18 protein-coding genes are annotated in these 14511 nt (G+C 68.3%); 5 read left to right on the forward strand and 13 right to left on the reverse strand.

Going from position 1 to position 14511, the window contains the following annotated elements; translation table 11 throughout:
* Positions 1 to 92: 92 nt before the first annotated feature.
* Genes rpsQ through rpsJ form a run of 11 tightly spaced genes read right to left on the reverse strand, consistent with a single transcriptional unit; the run spans position 93 to position 5367 of the window.
* Complete coding sequence (rpsQ, locus tag ACIBB8_RS12225) at positions 93 to 377, reverse strand: 30S ribosomal protein S17 (RefSeq protein WP_030977953.1); 285 nt, start codon at positions 375 to 377, stop codon at positions 93 to 95.
* Positions 377 to 601, reverse strand: a complete 225-nt coding sequence (rpmC, locus tag ACIBB8_RS12230; RefSeq protein ID WP_014047786.1) for a 50S ribosomal protein L29 — start codon at positions 599 to 601, stop codon at positions 377 to 379. Before rpmC ends, rpsQ begins: the two co-directional genes overlap by 1 nt.
* The gene (gene rplP / locus ACIBB8_RS12235; protein WP_072485538.1) at positions 601 to 1020 is read right to left on the reverse strand and encodes a 50S ribosomal protein L16; all 420 of its coding nucleotides are present in this window, start codon (positions 1018 to 1020) and stop codon (positions 601 to 603) included. The genes rpmC and rplP overlap by 1 nt, the downstream gene beginning before the upstream one ends.
* 5 nt (positions 1021 to 1025) lie before the next feature.
* Positions 1026 to 1862 (reverse strand): 30S ribosomal protein S3, encoded by an 837-nt coding sequence (gene rpsC, locus ACIBB8_RS12240; protein WP_037688007.1) that lies wholly within the window; start codon positions 1860 to 1862, stop codon positions 1026 to 1028.
* Entirely contained in the window at positions 1862 to 2209 is a 348-nt protein-coding gene (rplV, locus tag ACIBB8_RS12245) for a 50S ribosomal protein L22 (protein WP_004571827.1), read from the reverse strand. Before rplV ends, rpsC begins: the two co-directional genes overlap by 1 nt.
* 42 nt (positions 2210 to 2251) lie before the next feature.
* Positions 2252 to 2533: a 30S ribosomal protein S19 gene (gene rpsS, locus ACIBB8_RS12250; RefSeq protein ID WP_283853425.1), complete on the reverse strand. Its 282-nt coding sequence runs from the start codon at positions 2531 to 2533 to the stop codon at positions 2252 to 2254.
* A 12-nt stretch (positions 2534 to 2545) separates the two neighbouring features.
* Positions 2546 to 3382: a 50S ribosomal protein L2 gene (gene rplB / locus ACIBB8_RS12255; RefSeq protein ID WP_266982598.1), complete on the reverse strand. Its 837-nt coding sequence runs from the start codon at positions 3380 to 3382 to the stop codon at positions 2546 to 2548.
* A gap of 40 nt (positions 3383 to 3422) precedes the next feature.
* A complete protein-coding gene (gene rplW, locus ACIBB8_RS12260; protein WP_030914135.1) occupies positions 3423 to 3746 on the reverse strand; it encodes a 50S ribosomal protein L23 in 324 nt (107 codons plus the stop codon).
* Positions 3746 to 4396 carry a 50S ribosomal protein L4 gene (gene rplD / locus ACIBB8_RS12265; protein ID WP_358856903.1) on the reverse strand — a complete coding sequence of 217 codons (651 nt, stop codon included), beginning with the start codon at positions 4394 to 4396 and terminating at the stop codon, positions 3746 to 3748. The genes rplW and rplD overlap by 1 nt, the downstream gene beginning before the upstream one ends.
* A 4-nt stretch (positions 4397 to 4400) precedes the next feature.
* Positions 4401 to 5045 carry a 50S ribosomal protein L3 gene (gene rplC / locus ACIBB8_RS12270; protein WP_030914132.1) on the reverse strand — a complete coding sequence of 215 codons (645 nt, stop codon included), beginning with the start codon at positions 5043 to 5045 and terminating at the stop codon, positions 4401 to 4403.
* Between the two features lie 13 nt (positions 5046 to 5058).
* Positions 5059 to 5367: a 30S ribosomal protein S10 gene (gene rpsJ / locus ACIBB8_RS12275; protein ID WP_003948644.1), complete on the reverse strand. Its 309-nt coding sequence runs from the start codon at positions 5365 to 5367 to the stop codon at positions 5059 to 5061.
* A gap of 571 nt (positions 5368 to 5938) precedes the next feature.
* Here rpsJ and ACIBB8_RS12280 point away from each other — a divergent pair.
* The 5 genes from ACIBB8_RS12280 to ACIBB8_RS12300 all read left to right on the forward strand — a co-directional run bounded on the left by ACIBB8_RS12280 (position 5939) and on the right by ACIBB8_RS12300 (position 10912).
* Complete coding sequence (locus ACIBB8_RS12280; protein ID WP_398951119.1) at positions 5939 to 7654, forward strand: RNA repair domain-containing protein; 1716 nt, start codon at positions 5939 to 5941, stop codon at positions 7652 to 7654.
* Positions 7655 to 7754: 100 nt separating this feature from the next.
* A complete protein-coding gene (locus tag ACIBB8_RS12285) occupies positions 7755 to 7922 on the forward strand; it encodes a transposase (protein ID WP_398951121.1) in 168 nt (55 codons plus the stop codon).
* Between the two features lie 285 nt (positions 7923 to 8207).
* On the forward strand, positions 8208 to 10232 hold the full coding sequence (locus tag ACIBB8_RS12290; protein ID WP_398951207.1) for a PIG-L family deacetylase: 2025 nt from the start codon (positions 8208 to 8210) through the stop codon (positions 10230 to 10232).
* Positions 10233 to 10244: 12 nt separating this feature from the next.
* Positions 10245 to 10634: a response regulator transcription factor gene (locus ACIBB8_RS12295; protein ID WP_398951123.1), complete on the forward strand. Its 390-nt coding sequence runs from the start codon at positions 10245 to 10247 to the stop codon at positions 10632 to 10634.
* Between the two features lie 44 nt (positions 10635 to 10678).
* Positions 10679 to 10912, forward strand: coding sequence for a hypothetical protein (locus ACIBB8_RS12300; RefSeq protein WP_398951125.1), 234 nt, complete (start codon positions 10679 to 10681; stop codon positions 10910 to 10912).
* Positions 10913 to 11028: 116 nt separating this feature from the next.
* Here ACIBB8_RS12300 and tuf read toward each other — a convergent pair whose 3' ends face one another.
* Entirely contained in the window at positions 11029 to 12222 is a 1194-nt protein-coding gene (gene tuf, locus ACIBB8_RS12305; RefSeq protein ID WP_266358734.1) for an elongation factor Tu, read from the reverse strand.
* A 160-nt stretch (positions 12223 to 12382) separates the two neighbouring features.
* Complete coding sequence (gene fusA, locus ACIBB8_RS12310; protein ID WP_345514958.1) at positions 12383 to 14509, reverse strand: elongation factor G; 2127 nt, start codon at positions 14507 to 14509, stop codon at positions 12383 to 12385.
* Between the last annotated feature and the right edge of the window lie 2 nt (positions 14510 to 14511).

Genomic DNA, 14511 nt, shown 5'->3' on the forward strand with positions numbered 1-14511 from the left:
CGTCTGCCGGTTCCCGGCGGGGTTCGAACCCTGAACGGGTCGAACCCCACCGAGCCTGGCGGAACTTGCCTGAGGGGAATGCCCCTCAGGAATTACTTGGCCTTCTCGAGGATCTCGACGACGCGCCAGCGCTTCGTCGCAGACAGCGGCCGGGTCTCCATCAGGAGAACACGGTCGCCGACGCCCGCAGCGTTCTGCTCGTCGTGAGCCTTCAGCTTGTTCGTACGGCGGATGACCTTGCCGTACAGGGCGTGCTTGACGCGGTCCTCGACAGCGACGACGACAGTCTTGTCCATCTTGTCGCTGACGACGAGACCCTCACGGGTCTTGCGGAAACCGCGGTCGGTGTTCGTCTCAGTCACAGTCTTCTCGCTCATCAGACGCTCTCCACCGTCTCGATGCCCAGCTCGCGCTCGCGCATCAGGGTGTAGATCCGGGCGATGTCCTTACGGACGGACTTGAGCCGACCGTGGTTCTCGAGCTGTCCGGTCGCCGCCTGGAAGCGGAGGTTGAACAGCTCTTCCTTGGCCTCGCGGAGCTTGTTGAGCAGCTCCTCGTTGCCCAGCTCGCGCAGCTCGGACGCCTTGGTTCCGGCCGACATCACGCCTCACCTGCCTCGCGCCGAACGATGCGGCACTTCATCGGAAGCTTGTGAGCAGCGCGGGTAAGCGCCTCACGAGCAATCTTCTCGTTCGGGTAGGACAGCTCGAACATCACCCGACCCGGCTTGACGTTCGCGATCCACCACTCGGGAGAACCCTTACCGGAACCCATGCGGGTCTCGGCGGGCTTCTTCGTCAGGGGACGGTCCGGGTAGATGTTGATCCAGACCTTGCCGCCACGCTTGATGTGGCGGGTCATCGCGATACGAGCTGCCTCGATCTGGCGGTTCGTCACGTACGCCGGGGTCAGCGCCTGGATGCCGTACTCGCCGAACGCAACCTGCGTGCCACCCTTGGACATACCGCTGCGCTTCGGGTGGTGCTGCTTGCGGTGCTTGACCCTACGGGGGATCAGCATTTCGGTCAGGCCTCCGTTCCGGTGCTCTCAGCCGGAGCAGCGGCGGCGGGAGCGTCGGCCTTGGGGGCCTCGGCTGCCGGCGCGGACTGCTGCGGCTTGCGACCGCGACCGCCACGCTCGCCACCGCGGCCACCGCGGCCGGCCGGGCGGTCAGCGCCGCCACGGGCCGGGCGGTTGCCTGCGCGGGCAGCAGCGTTCTCGGCGCGGACCTCGGCGATGTTCTTGACGTCGCCCTTGTAGATCCAGACCTTCACACCGATGCGGCCGAAGGTCGTCTTGGCCTCGAAGAAGCCGTAGTCGACGTTCGCGCGGAGCGTGTGCAGGGGCACGCGGCCCTCGCGGTAGAACTCCGAGCGGGACATCTCGGCGCCGCCGAGGCGGCCACCGCACTGGATCTTGATGCCCTTGGCGCCGGCCTTCATCGAGCTCTGCATGCTCTTGCGCATCGCACGACGGAAGGAGACGCGGGAGGAGAGCTGCTCGGCGACGGCCTGGGCCACCAGCTGAGCGTCCACCTCGGGGTTCTTGACCTCGAGGATGTTCAGCTGGACCTGCTTGCCGGTCAGCTTCTCCAGCTCGCCACGGATGCGGTCGGCCTCGGCGCCACGGCGACCGATGACGATGCCCGGGCGGGCGGTGTGAATGTCAACGCGGACGCGGTCGCGGGTGCGCTCGATCTCGACCTTCGAGATGCCGGCCCGCTCCATGCCCTTCGTCATCATGCGACGAATGGCGACGTCTTCCTTGACGTAGTCCTTGTACAGCTTGTCGGCGTACCAACGGGACTTGAAGTCCGTGGTAATGCCGAGTCGGAACCCGTGCGGGTTTACCTTCTGGCCCATTACCGGGTTCCTTCCTTGCTGCTGACGACCACGGTGATGTGGCTGGTCCGCTTACGGATCCGGTAGGCACGGCCCTGAGCACGCGGACGGAACCGCTTCAGGGTCGGGCCCTCGTCCACGTACGCCTCGCTGATGACCAGCGAAGAGGCGTCGGTGTGGTCGTAGTTGTGTGCAGCGTTGGCAATGGCGCTGTCCAGCACCTTGCCAACCGGCACGCTCGCGGCCTGCGGGGCGAAACGCAGGACCGCCTGAGCCTCCGTGGCATCCATGCCACGGATGAGGTCCACCACGCGGCGGGCCTTCATGGGCGTGACGCGGATGTACCGCGCCTGGGCCCTGGCTTCCATGGTTGTCCCTTCGGTGTAAGTCATAGTCGTTCCACTCCGCGGTTAGCGGCGCTTCGACTTCCGGTCGTCCTTGACGTGGCCGCGGAAGGTGCGAGTCGGCGAGAACTCGCCGAGCTTGTGGCCGACCATCGACTCGGTGACGAACACCGGGACGTGGATCTTGCCGTTGTGCACCGCGATGGTGTGACCCAGCATGGCCGGGACGATCATCGAGCGACGGGACCAGGTCTTGATGACGTTCTTGGTGCCTGCCTCGTTCTGTGCGTCCACCTTCTTGATGAGGTGGCCGTCGACGAAGGGCCCCTTCTTGAGACTGCGCGGCATCTAAACCCGCTCCTAGCGCTTCTTGTTCGTCTTGCGGCGGCGGACGATGTACTTGCTCGATGCCTTCTTCGGCGAGCGAGTACGACCCTCCTTCTGACCCCACGGCGAGACCGGGTGGCGACCACCGGAGGTCTTGCCCTCACCACCACCGTGCGGGTGGTCAACCGGGTTCATCGCGACACCGCGGACGGTCGGGCGAACGCCCTTCCAGCGCATACGGCCGGCCTTGCCCCAGTTGATGTTCGACTGCTCGGCGTTGCCGACCTCGCCGATCGTGGCGCGGCAGCGGGCGTCGACCAGGCGGATCTCACCCGACGGCATACGAAGGTGGGCCATGGTGCCCTCCTTCGCCAGCAGCTGCACGGAGGCACCCGCGGAACGGGCGAACTTCGCGCCGCCGCCGGGCCGCAGCTCGATGGCGTGGATGGTCGTACCGACCGGGATGTTGCGCAGCGCCAGGTTGTTACCGGGCTTGATGTCGGCCGTCGGGCCGTTCTCGACCCGGTCGCCCTGCGTCAGTCCACGCGGCGCGATGATGTAGCGCTTCTCGCCGTCCGCGTAGTGCAGGAGCGCGATGCGCGCGGTGCGGTTGGGGTCGTACTCGATGTGCGCGACCTTGGCCGGCACGCCGTCCTTGTCGTGACGACGGAAGTCGATCACTCGGTAGGCGCGCTTGTGGCCACCGCCCTGGTGGCGAACGGTCACACGACCGGCGTTGTTACGGCCGCCCTTGCTGTGCAGGGGGCGGACCAGCGACTTCTCCGGCGTGGACCGCGTGATCTCGACAAAGTCGGCGACGCTGGAGCCACGACGGCCCGGGGTCGTCGGCTTGTACTTGCGGATACCCATTTCTCAGTCCTCGTCCGATTCCGGACGATCCAGACCGCCCTTAGGCGGTCGGACCGCCGAAGATGTCGATACGGTCGCCCTCGGCGAGGGTCACGATGGCGCGCTTGGTGTCAGCGCGCTTGCCGAAACCGGTCTTGGTGCGCTTGCGCTTACCCTGCCGGTTGATCGTGTTGACCCCGGTGACCTTGACCGAGAAGACCGCTTCCACGGCCTGCTTGATCTGGGTCTTGTTGGAGCCGGGCGCGACGATGAACGTGTACTTGTTCTCGTCGAGCAGCGCGTAGCTCTTCTCGGAAACGACCGGCTTGACGAGAACGTCGCGCGGGTCCGTGAAGGTCTTGCTGGTTACGGTCGCCTCGCTCATCAGGCGTCGCTCCCTTCGGTCTCATCGGCCTTGGGGCCAGACACGAAGGACTCGAAAGCGGCCTGGGTGAAGACCACGTCGTCGGAGACGATCACGTCGTACGTGTTGAGCTGGCCCGGCTCCAGGATGTGCACCTGGGGCAGGTTGCGGGCGGACAGCCACGCGGCCTCGTCGGCGCGGTCGACGACCAGGAGCAGGTTCTTGCGCTCCGAGATCTTGCCGAGCAGCGTCTTCGCGGCCTTCGTGGAGACTGCACCGTCGACCACGCCGGTGACGACGTGGATACGGGAGTGGCGTGCCCGGTCGGAGAGGGCACCGCGCAGGGCGGCGGCCTTCATCTTCTTCGGGGTGCGCTGCGAGTAGTCACGCGGCTGCGGACCGTGGACGACGCCACCGCCGACGAACTGCGGTGCGCGGGTCGAACCCTGGCGGGCGCGGCCGGTGCCCTTCTGGCGGTACGGCTTGCGGCCACCACCACGGACTTCGCCGCGGCGCTTGGTCTTGTGCGTGCCCTGACGGGCAGCAGCCAGCTGAGCGACAACGACCTGGTGGATCAGCGGAACGCTGGTCTTCGCGTCGAAGATCTCCGCGGGGAGCTCGACGGTACCGGCCTTGTCGCCTGCCGGCGAAAGGATGTCAATGGTGCTCATTACCTCAAGCCCCCTTGGCCGCGGTACGGACCAGGACGAGGCCGCCGTTCGGACCGGGGACTGCGCCCTTGATGAGGAGCAGACCCTTCTCCGCGTCAACCGCGTGGATGGTCAGGTTCTGGGTGGTGACACGCTCGTTGCCCATGCGACCCGCCATGCGCATGCCCTTGAAGACACGGCCGGGGGTGGCGCAGCCACCGATGGAGCCGGGCATACGGTGCACACGGTGGGCACCGTGGGACGCCTTGCCACCCTTGAAGTTGTGACGCTTCATCACACCGGCGAAGCCCTTGCCCTTGCTCTTGCCCGTGACGTCAACCTTGACGCCGGACTCGAACACTGCGGCAGTGACCTCCTGGCCCAGCGTGTACTCGCTGGCGTCAGGGGTGCGGAGCTCCACCAGGTGGCGGCGCGGGGTGACGTCGGCCTTGGCGAAGTGGCCCTTGAGGGGCTTGTTCACCTTGCGCGGGTCGATCTCGCCGAAGGCGATCTGGACCGACTCGTAACCGTCGCTGTCGTTGGTGCGGACCTGGGTGACGACGCAGGGCCCGGCCTTGACGACGGTCACCGGGACGACCCGGTTGTTCTCGTCCCAGACCTGGGTCATGCCGAGCTTCTCGCCCAGGACGCCCTTAATGTTCTTAGCCATCTCGCGCGTCACCTCAGAGCTTGATCTCGATGTCGACGCCGGCCGGCAGGTCGAGACGCATCAGCGAGTCAACCGTCTTCGGCGTGGGGTCGAGGATGTCGATGAGGCGCTTGTGCGTGCGCATCTCGAAGTGCTCGCGCGAGTCCTTGTACTTGTGCGGCGACTTGATGACGCAGTACACGTTCTTCTCAGTGGGCAGCGGCACCGGGCCCGCGACCGACGCACCAGTGCGGGTCACCGTCTCGACGATCTTCTTCGCCGAGGAGTCGATGACCTCGTGGTCGTAGGCCTTGAGCCGGATGCGGATCTTCTGTCCCGCCATGGCTACTAGTAGTCCTGTCTCTCGTAACGCTCTGGAACCCGGGGGTTCTGGTAACTCCTCCTCCGACCCACGCGGTCGGGCGTGTCGCATCCCCTCTACGCAGATCTCCCGAAGGATTTCCCAACCAAGGGGGTGCGGGCCATGGACCGCGCTGTGCTCAATGAAGAGCGTCGGGGGTGGAACACCCACCGGGTGCCTGGCCGGCGCCCCACTTACGCTTCCCGAAAGATTCCCGTACGTCCGGCCCACATGGGGCCGACGAGTACTGTGGGACTCGCTTCCGGTCCTCCCGGCGGGAGGCGCGCAGCATTGACACTCAACCGAGCAACCTGGTCAGTGTGCCATACGTGACGGGAGCCTGGCCAATCCGGCCGAAGAGATTACCCCGCGGGTGTTGCGTGTCAAACCGCGCCTCACCCAGCTCTGCGACACGGCGACCGGACGCCGCAAGAAGCGCAGGAGGAATATCCGCGGGAACGCCGCCGCACCCCTTCGGCCCGCCGTACCCGGACCAGGCGCACCGCACCTGGCGCATCGGGGCGAGTGGGATCATCGAGGAGGAGGCGTAGCCGTGCGCACCAGCGAAGAGATCTACCACCGGGTGCAGTGGGACGCGCGCTTCGACCCCGCCCGTTTCGTCATCGGGATCAACCAGCGCGGCGCCCCGCCCGAGCGCATCCCGCTGCCCGCGTTCGTGCCGGGCGGCGACATCCCCTGGCACCGGGTGCTGTTCTTCGAGGCCGACGGTGAGGTCGTGTGGAACCGGGCCACGGGCGTCGACCGGATCGACGACACGGACGCCGGGCGGGTGCGGGAGGCACGCCGGCTGCGGGCGCCGTTCTTCACGGCCCGCACACCGTACGCCTGGGACGGCGCCGACTGGGTCCCCGCGCGGACGCCCCGGGCTGCCGGGCCCGCGGGACGGCTGCGCGTGCTGACCTGGAACACCCTGTGGGACCGCTACGACGCCGACCGTATCGGCACCGCCGTGCGCAGACCGCTGCTGATGACCGCACTGCGCCAGGCCGACGCCGACGTCGTCGCGCTCCAGGAGGTGGAACCCTCGCTGCTCACGCTGCTGCTCCAGGAGCCGTGGGTGCGTGAGACGTACACCCTGGGGACGGAGCCGGCCTCGCGGGACGTCGACGAGTGCGGTGTGCTGCTGCTGAGCAGGCTGCCCGTGCGGGAGGCCGGACACCACGCGCTCGGGCCGCACAAGGCGGTGGTCGCCCTCGTCGTGGAAACCGGCGCCGAGCCGGTCACGGTCGCCGCGACCCATCTGAGCAGCAACCACTCGGAGAACGGCGCAGAGCGGCGGGACGCCGAACTGACCCGGATCGCCGAGGGTCTGGCAACCCTCGACGGCGACCTCGTCCTCATGGGCGACTTCAACGACGGCACCGAGGCGCCGGGCACGGTGCTCGGGATGCGCGACGCGTGGAGCGAGGCCCACGGCCCGGACGATGCGACGCCGACGTTCGACCCGCGCGTCAATCCGCTGGCCGCGGTCTCCTCGCTGAGCGGGCGGGCGTCCCGGCTGGACCGGGTGCTGCTGCGCGCGGACGGGCTGCGGGTGCGGCGCGCCGAACTCCGCGGCGACGTCCCCACGGCCGAGGGCCTGTACGTCTCCGACCACTACGGCGTGCTGGCCGAACTGGCCCCTGTGGTCACGGAGAGCGCCGAGGTCCTGGACGTACCGCCCACGGCCCGTACGGCACTGGCATGGATCCCGCCGCAGGAGCTCTGGCCGCCGCTGCAGGCGATCCGGCGGGACCACGACCCGCAGATCCGCCGCTGGCCGCCGCACGTCAATCTGCTCTTCGGCTTCGTCCCCGAGTACACCTTCGAGCAGGCGGCCCCGTTGCTCGCCGCCGCAGCAGCCGCGTGTGCGCCCTTCGATGCGCGGCTGGCAGGTGTGCAGTGGTTCGGGCACCGCGAGGGGGCCACGGTGTGGCTGGACCCGGCGGCCGGGGGCGAGGAGCCGTGGGCCGGCCTGTGGGAGGAGCTGGTGCGGCGGTTCCCCGCCTGCCGCGGCCACCACGGGGGCTTCACCCCGCACCTCAGCCTGGGCCGGACCACCGACCCGCACGCCCTGGCCGCCGAGTGCGGTTGGCGGCTCGATCCGATGCCGGTCCGGGTCGGGGAGCTGGCGCTGCTGTCGCGCCGCGGCGACGAGCCGATGCGGGTACGGGCGACGGTGGCGCTGGGCACGGGCGAGGTGCGCTGGGTACCGGACGCACAGTCGGCGTGGAACGCGCCGACGCCGCAGGGGGGTGCGTCCGCCTGAATGCCGTCCAGGGCAGCGCCGCCCGTCGGCTGTACGAGCGCCACGGGTTCACCCTGGAGCGAGACCGAGACCCGAGACAGGCTTGGTGCATGTCACCGCGATGGGAACCAAACCCCGGTGTGCGGCGCGGCCATCGTTCACCGACCGCGTCAACCGCGCAACCCTGCACGGCCGCTTCTGGTCCGGCTCCTACTTCGCCGGATCATGCGGCGGCGCACCACTCCAGGTAGTGAAGGACAACATCGAGAACCAGAAGCGGCCTACCTGACCGTCACGACAGGGGGCAGAGAACTCCGGCGCTCCGCACCTCCGGGCCCAGGATCGGATTCCCTCCCAAGAAGAGGGATGGTGCGCCGGTCCGGCGTGTAGCCGCGACAAGCAGCGCGACCGCTCCGATCCCCGTCTAATCTGCCGCGGGAAGCGGCACTGACCGGCTGCTTCGACGGAGTGAGCGGACGGAGCACGGGGCGTGAAGGATCGATTCGGCCTGGAACCGGGCCCGCCCGGTGTGCGGCGGCGCAGCGTCGTGGCGGCCGCCGCCGCAGCCGCCCTGATGGGCGTCGGCGCCTGTTCCGTACCGGCCCCCCGGCGCAGTGACCCCATGGCGGATCCGACGCCCGGAATGGTGATCGGCGACGCCCGACAGTCCCTGCTGATGCAGATCCTCGCCCACCCGGACGACGACCTGTACTTCATGAACCCAGACACCCAGCAGGCTCTGGACGCCGGGACCCCGGTGGTCTGTGTGTACCTCACCGCCGGTGAGGCCGTCGGCATCAACCTGATTCCCGGTGCGACGCGGCCCGCCGCCGACAAGGCGGCGTACTCCTCCGCCCGGCACCAGGGGCTGCGCCAGTCGTACGCGATGCAGCTCGGGCTGCCGATGTTCACCGCCTGGCAGAAGTCCGTCATCACGCTGGCGGACGGGCTCCGGGCCGAGATCAACACCCTGACGCACGGCGGGCGCCGGGTCGAGCTGATCTTCCTCAATACGGCGATGCACACCGGCCGCGGCCGCCTGGGGCTGCCCAGCCTCTGGCACGACCGGGAGCTCGACCTGCGCACCGTCGTCGCCGAGGGTTCACCGCTGAAGCGGGTGGGCTCGTACACGTACGACAAGATGATCAACGTCCTCGTCGGGCTCCTCGACCACTACCGGCCGACCCTCGTCCACACCATGGATCCGGACCCGGACATCCAGCACAGCACCGAGGCCGTCCGCCGCCGGGACAGCGAGCAGCCCGGCTACTCCGACCACCCGGATCACACCGCGACCGCCTCGTTCACCTGGGCGGCGCTGATGCGGTGGGTGGCCCGCGCCACCGGGGACGGTGGGCCCGTGCCTCGGTTCGTCACCACGGCGTACCGCGGCTACTACAACCGGCACTGGCCGAAGAACCTGCCGTACCGCGTACTGAAGGAGAAGGCGGCGCACCTCGTCCCGTACGGGGGCGACGCCGACTGGCGGTGCGGGAACGTGGCGGGCTGCGGGGACTACAACGTGGGCGGCAACAGGCCGCTGACCAACCGGAAGGGCTGGGTCCGCTCCACCCATTACCGCTACCCGGGCCCCCGCCCCACCCTCGCCGCCGGAGCGGACGGGCAGCTCACCGCGTACGGAGTTCTCGGACTGCGGGCGGTGCGGTGGCGCGAGAGCGCACCCGGCAGCGGGGTCTGGGGCGACCCCGACGATCTCGGCGGCGGACCGCTGGCACCGGTGCTCGGCGGGGCGACGACGGCGGACGGCAGGCAACTGCTGTTCGGGCTGCGCTTCGCGGCGCTCGGCGGGCACGGGGCGGCCGACGAGCGGGAGATCGTGCTCCTCGAACAGGGCTCCCCGGCAGGCGCCTTCCGCGCCTGGCGGGGGCTGGGCAACCCGGAGCGGGACCAGGACCGCGGCCGCAGGATCGGCGTCCCGGTGGCGATTACGGCGCCCGACGGGCGGGTCCATCTCTTCGTGCGGAACGCCGCCAACGGCGTGAGCACGCGGGTGCGGGAACGGTCCGGGCGGTGGGGCGACTGGCGGGACTTGGGCGGCGGGGAGGTCCAGGACGGACTGAGCGCCGTGGTGGACGGACAGGGCCTCGTCCATGTGTTCGCCGCCGGGCATCTCGCGGTGCACCACTGGACGCAGGAGGCACCCGGAGCCGAACTGACCGCCCATCCGCAGATCGACGGGGCGCCGGTGCCGGGCGACGGGCCGGCCGCGCAGATCGTCGCGGACGGGTCCGTGGAGCTGCTGTACCGGGCGGCGGCGCGGGCCGCACTGACGGTCGTCCGCGCGGGGGCGGTGGAGGAACGCACCGACTTCGACGGGTACGGGCCGGTGACTGCGGCCGGTTCGCCGTTCGGACAGGTGCTGCTCGGCCGCACCGAGAAGGGCCTGATCCAGCTCCGTACCGGCGCGGGGCTGTCCCTACGCACCCGGGGACCGGTGGCGCTCGGCGGTCCCGCGCTGTACGCGGGGGGCAGGGTGCGCGCGGCGGTGGTGGGGCTGGGGCCGGATGCCCGCCCCTGGTTCTGGCGTCCCAGCAGGCCTGACGACGCAGGTGGGCACCTGCCCGAAGGCAGCGGCTGACATCCTTTGATCATGCTCAAGGTGCTGATCGCCGAGGACATGACGGTCGTAGGGGAGGGACTGGTCTCTGTGCTGGCGCGCCAGCCCGGCATCGATGTCGTGGCCCAGACCGCCCGCGGCGACGAGGTCCTCGCCGCCGCGCTGGCCGCCCGGCCCGACGTGGCGGTACTAGATGTGGCCATGCCGGGCCAGGACGGCATCACCACGACCCGTCAGCTCGCCGAGCGACTGCCCTCATGCCGCACGCTCATCCTGACCGTGCTCGACCGGCCAGCGACATCGCTCCGTTCACCGCCGATGATCTGCCCCGGGCTGTCGACCACTGTCTCGCCGTGGTCGCGCGGGAGGCCGTCGCCAATGTCCTGCGCCACTCCCGTGCCGCCCACTGCTCGATCTCCCTGAGCATCATCCGCAAGGCAGCCACCGACCCGGCCGTCGAATTCTCCGTGAGCAACGACGCTCCCGGCTCCCCGGGTACGACCGCTCCCGGCACCGGCCTCACCAACCTCGCCGCCCGCGCGGCCGCACTCGGCGGAACCCTGACCGCCGAGCGGCCGGACCCGGGACACTTCCACCTGCTGGTCCGGCTGCCACTGCCGAGCGGTGGCCGGACCGCGGGCCGGACCCGGCACCCGGACACGCCCCGAGGCCCCGCACCGCAGCGGGACGCCGTGGGCTGACCAGGGACCCACGCGACGTCGTCACACGCCGAAGGGCCCCGGTCCACCGCTTGCGCGGCGGGCCGGGGCCCTTCTTGGTGCTCTGTGCGGAGCTACCAGGTCAGACAGTCAGGTAATTACTTGACGATCTTGGTGACCTGGCCGGCGCCCACGGTCCGGCCACCCTCACGGATGGCGAACTTCAGGCCCTCTTCCATGGCGACCGGCTGGATCAGCACGACGTTCATGACGGTGTTGTCGCCCGGCATGACCATCTCGGTGCCCTCGGGAAGGGTCACAACGCCCGTCACGTCCGTGGTACGGAAGTAGAACTGCGGGCGGTAGTTGTTGAAGAACGGGGTGTGACGGCCACCCTCGTCCTTCGACAGGATGTAGGCCTGGGCCTCGAACTCGGTGTGCGGCGTGACCGAACCGGGCTTGATGATGACCTGGCCGCGCTCGACGTCCTCGCGCTTGATGCCACGGAGGAGCAGACCGACGTTCTCACCGGCCTGGCCCTCGTCGAGCAGCTTGCGGAACATCTCGATGCCGGTGACCGTGGTGGTGGTCTTCTCCTGCTTGATACCGACGATGTCGACGGTCTCGTTGACCTTCAGGACACCACGCTCGATACGACCGGTGACGACGGTGCCACGACCGGTGATCGTGAAGACGTCCTCGATCGGCATCAGGAACGGCTTGTCGACGTCGCGCTCGGGCTGCGGGATCGACTCGTCGACGGCCTTCATCAGGTCGAGGACGGTCTGGCCCCACTCCTTGTCGCCCTCAAGAGCCTTGAGCGCCGAGACCTTGACGACCGGCAGGTCGTCGCCCGGGAACTCGTACTCGGAGAGGAGCTCACGGACCTCGAGCTCGACGAGCTCCAGGATCTCCTCGTCGTCCACCATGTCGGCCTTGTTCAGGGCGACGACGATGTACGGAACGCCGACCTGGCGGGCCAGGAGCACGTGCTCCTTGGTCTGCGGCATCGGGCCGTCGGTGGCGGCGACCACGAGGATGGCGCCGTCCATCTGCGCGGCACCCGTGATCATGTTCTTGATGTAGTCCGCGTGACCCGGGCAGTCGACGTGCGCGTAGTGACGCGACTCCGTCTGGTACTCGACGTGCGCGATCGAGATCGTGATACCGCGCTGGCGCTCCTCAGGAGCCTTGTCGATCTGGTCGAAGGCCGAGGCCTCGTTCAGGTCCGGGTACGCGTCGTGCAGCACCTTGGTAATGGCGGCCGTGAGGGTCGTCTTACCGTGGTCAATGTGACCGATGGTGCCGATGTTGACGTGCGGCTTAGTCCGCTCGAACTTCGCCTTCGCCACTGGGTCCTCCTGTGGAGTGGTTCTGTACGCCTTGCTTCATCGGCGCCAGGTGATCTTTGCTGGGATGCCGGGGCCAGGGGCATTCACCACATTGCTTGCGCTCTGCGACGAATGCCCCATCAGGCTCCGGTGACAAGCCTAAAGCGTGAGCTCGGGAGAGTTACTCGCCCTTGGCCTTCGCGATGATCTCCTCGGCGACGTTCCGCGGAACCTCGGCGTAGGAGTCGAACTGCATCGAGTAGCTTGCGCGACCCGAGGTCTTGCTGCGGAGGTCTCCGACGTAGCCGAACATCTCCGAAAGGGGCACGAGGCCCTTCACGACGCGAGCGCCGCTGCGCTCCTCCATGGCCTGGATCTGGCCACGGCGGGAGTTGATGTCACCGATGACATCGCCCATGTAGTCCTCGGGCGTGGTCACCTCGATGGCCATCATCGGCTCGAGGAGCACGGGGGACGCCTTGCGGGCACCCTCCTTGAACGCCTGCGAACCGGCGATCTTGAACGCCAGCTCGGAGGAGTCGACCTCGTGGTAGCCACCGTCGAGAAGGATGACGCGGACGCCGACCATCTCGTAACCGGCCAGGATGCCGAACTGCATGGCTTCCTGAGCACCCGCGTCCACCGAGGGGATGTACTCACGGGGGATGCGGCCACCGGTGACCTTGTTGACGAACTCGTACGAGGCCTCGCCGCCCTCGATGGGCTCGATCGCGATCTGCACCTTGGCGAACTGACCGGTACCACCGGTCTGCTTCTTGTGGGTGTAGTCGATGCGCTCGACGGCCTTGCGGATCGTCTCGCGGTACGCGACCTGGGGCTTGCCAACGTTGGCCTCGACGCGGAATTCGCGCTTCATCCGGTCGACGAGCACCTCGAGGTGAAGCTCGCCCATACCACCGATGATGGTCTGGCCGGTCTCCTCGTCCGAGTGCACCTGGAAGGACGGGTCCTCCTCGGAGAGACGCTGGATGGCGACACCCAGCTTCTCCTGGTCACCCTTGGACTTGGGCTCGATGGCGACCTGGATGACCGGCGCCGGGAAGTCCATGGACTCCAGGATCACCGGGTTCTTGTCGTCGCACAGCGTCTCACCAGTGGTGGTCTGCTTCAGGCCCATGACGGCGATGATGTCGCCGGCGCCCACCGACTCGATCTCCTCACGCTTGTTCGCGTGCATGCGGTAGATCTTGCCGATGCGCTCCTTCTTGCCCTTGACGGAGTTCAGCACCGAGGTGCCGGACTCCAGGCGGCCCGAGTAGACCCGGACGAAGGTGAGCTTGCCGAGGTGCGGGTCGCTCATGATCTTGAACGCGAGGGCCGCGAGCGGCTCGTCCTCGGACGGCTTGCGCTTGACGACCTCCTCCGGGTCCTTGACGCTGTGGCCCTCGATGGCCTCGACGTCCAGGGGGGAGGGGAGGTAGCGCACGACGGCGTCGAGCAGGGGCTGAACGCCCTTGTTCTTGAACGCGGTGCCGCAGAACACGGGGGTGACGGTCGTCTCGCCGCCCTTGCCCGAGTTGATGGTGATGCGACGGATGCCCGCGTAGAGCTGCTCCGCGGAAGGCTCTTCGCCCTCCAGGTAGAGCTCCATGAGGGCCTCGTCGTTCTCCGCGGCGGCTTCGAGGAGCTTGGCGCGGTACTCCTCGGCCTTCTCCACGAGGTTCGCGGGGATGTCGACGATGTCGTACGCCTCGCCCTTGGTGGCTTCCACCGGGTAGATGAACGCCTTCATCGTCACGAGGTCGACGACACCCGTGAAGTCGGCCTCGGCACCGATCGGGAGCTGCATCACGATCGGGGTCGCGCCGAGGCGGTCCGTGATCATGTCGACACAGCGGAAGAAGTCGGCACCGGTGCGGTCGAGCTTGTTGACGAAGCAGATACGCGGCACGCCGTAGCGGTCCGCCTGACGCCAGACGGTCTCGGACTGCGGCTCGACGCCGGCGACACCGTCGAACACGGTGACAGCGCCGTCGAGGACGCGGAGCGAACGCTCCACCTCGACGGTGAAGTCGACGTGACCCGGGGTGTCGATGATGTTGATGGTGTGGTCAACATCATTGAGCGGCCAGTGGCAGGTCGTCGCGGCGGACGTGATCGTGATGCCGCGCTCCTGCTCCTGCTCCATCCAGTCCATCGTGGCAGCGCCGTCGTGGACTTCACCGATCTTGTACGAAACGCCGGTGTAGAAGAGGATCCGCTCAGTGGTGGTCGTCTTGCCCGCGTCGATGTGGGCCATGATCCCAATGTTGCGGACCTTGGCCAGGTCAAGCGAAGTGGTGGCCATAA

The sequence above is a fragment of the Streptomyces sp. NPDC051286 genome, assembly GCF_044455345.1.
Classification (GTDB): domain Bacteria; phylum Actinomycetota; class Actinomycetes; order Streptomycetales; family Streptomycetaceae; genus Streptomyces.

Coding starts and splice junctions, on each gene's coding strand:
- rpsQ (WP_030977953.1), bottom strand. CDS start 377: ATGAGCGAGAAGACTGTGACTGAGACGAACACCGACCGCGGTTTCCGC.
- rpmC (WP_014047786.1), bottom strand. CDS start 601: ATGTCGGCCGGAACCAAGGCGTCCGAGCTGCGCGAGCTGGGCAACGAG.
- rplP (WP_072485538.1), bottom strand. CDS start 1,020: ATGCTGATCCCCCGTAGGGTCAAGCACCGCAAGCAGCACCACCCGAAG.
- rpsC (WP_037688007.1), bottom strand. CDS start 1,862: ATGGGCCAGAAGGTAAACCCGCACGGGTTCCGACTCGGCATTACCACG.
- rplV (WP_004571827.1), bottom strand. CDS start 2,209: ATGGAAGCCAGGGCCCAGGCGCGGTACATCCGCGTCACGCCCATGAAG.
- rpsS (WP_283853425.1), bottom strand. CDS start 2,533: ATGCCGCGCAGTCTCAAGAAGGGGCCCTTCGTCGACGGCCACCTCATC.
- rplB (WP_266982598.1), bottom strand. CDS start 3,382: ATGGGTATCCGCAAGTACAAGCCGACGACCCCGGGCCGTCGTGGCTCC.
- rplW (WP_030914135.1), bottom strand. CDS start 3,746: ATGAGCGAGGCGACCGTAACCAGCAAGACCTTCACGGACCCGCGCGAC.
- rplD (WP_358856903.1), bottom strand. CDS start 4,396: ATGAGCACCATTGACATCCTTTCGCCGGCAGGCGACAAGGCCGGTACC.
- rplC (WP_030914132.1), bottom strand. CDS start 5,045: ATGGCTAAGAACATTAAGGGCGTCCTGGGCGAGAAGCTCGGCATGACC.
- rpsJ (WP_003948644.1), bottom strand. CDS start 5,367: ATGGCGGGACAGAAGATCCGCATCCGGCTCAAGGCCTACGACCACGAG.
- ACIBB8_RS12285 (WP_398951121.1), top strand. CDS start 7,755: ATGGGAACCAAACCCCGGTGTGCGGCGCGGCCATCGTTCACCGACCGC.
- ACIBB8_RS12290 (WP_398951207.1), top strand. CDS start 8,208: ATGGGCGTCGGCGCCTGTTCCGTACCGGCCCCCCGGCGCAGTGACCCC.
- ACIBB8_RS12295 (WP_398951123.1), top strand. CDS start 10,245: ATGCTCAAGGTGCTGATCGCCGAGGACATGACGGTCGTAGGGGAGGGA.
- fusA (WP_345514958.1), bottom strand. CDS start 14,509: ATGGCCACCACTTCGCTTGACCTGGCCAAGGTCCGCAACATTGGGATC.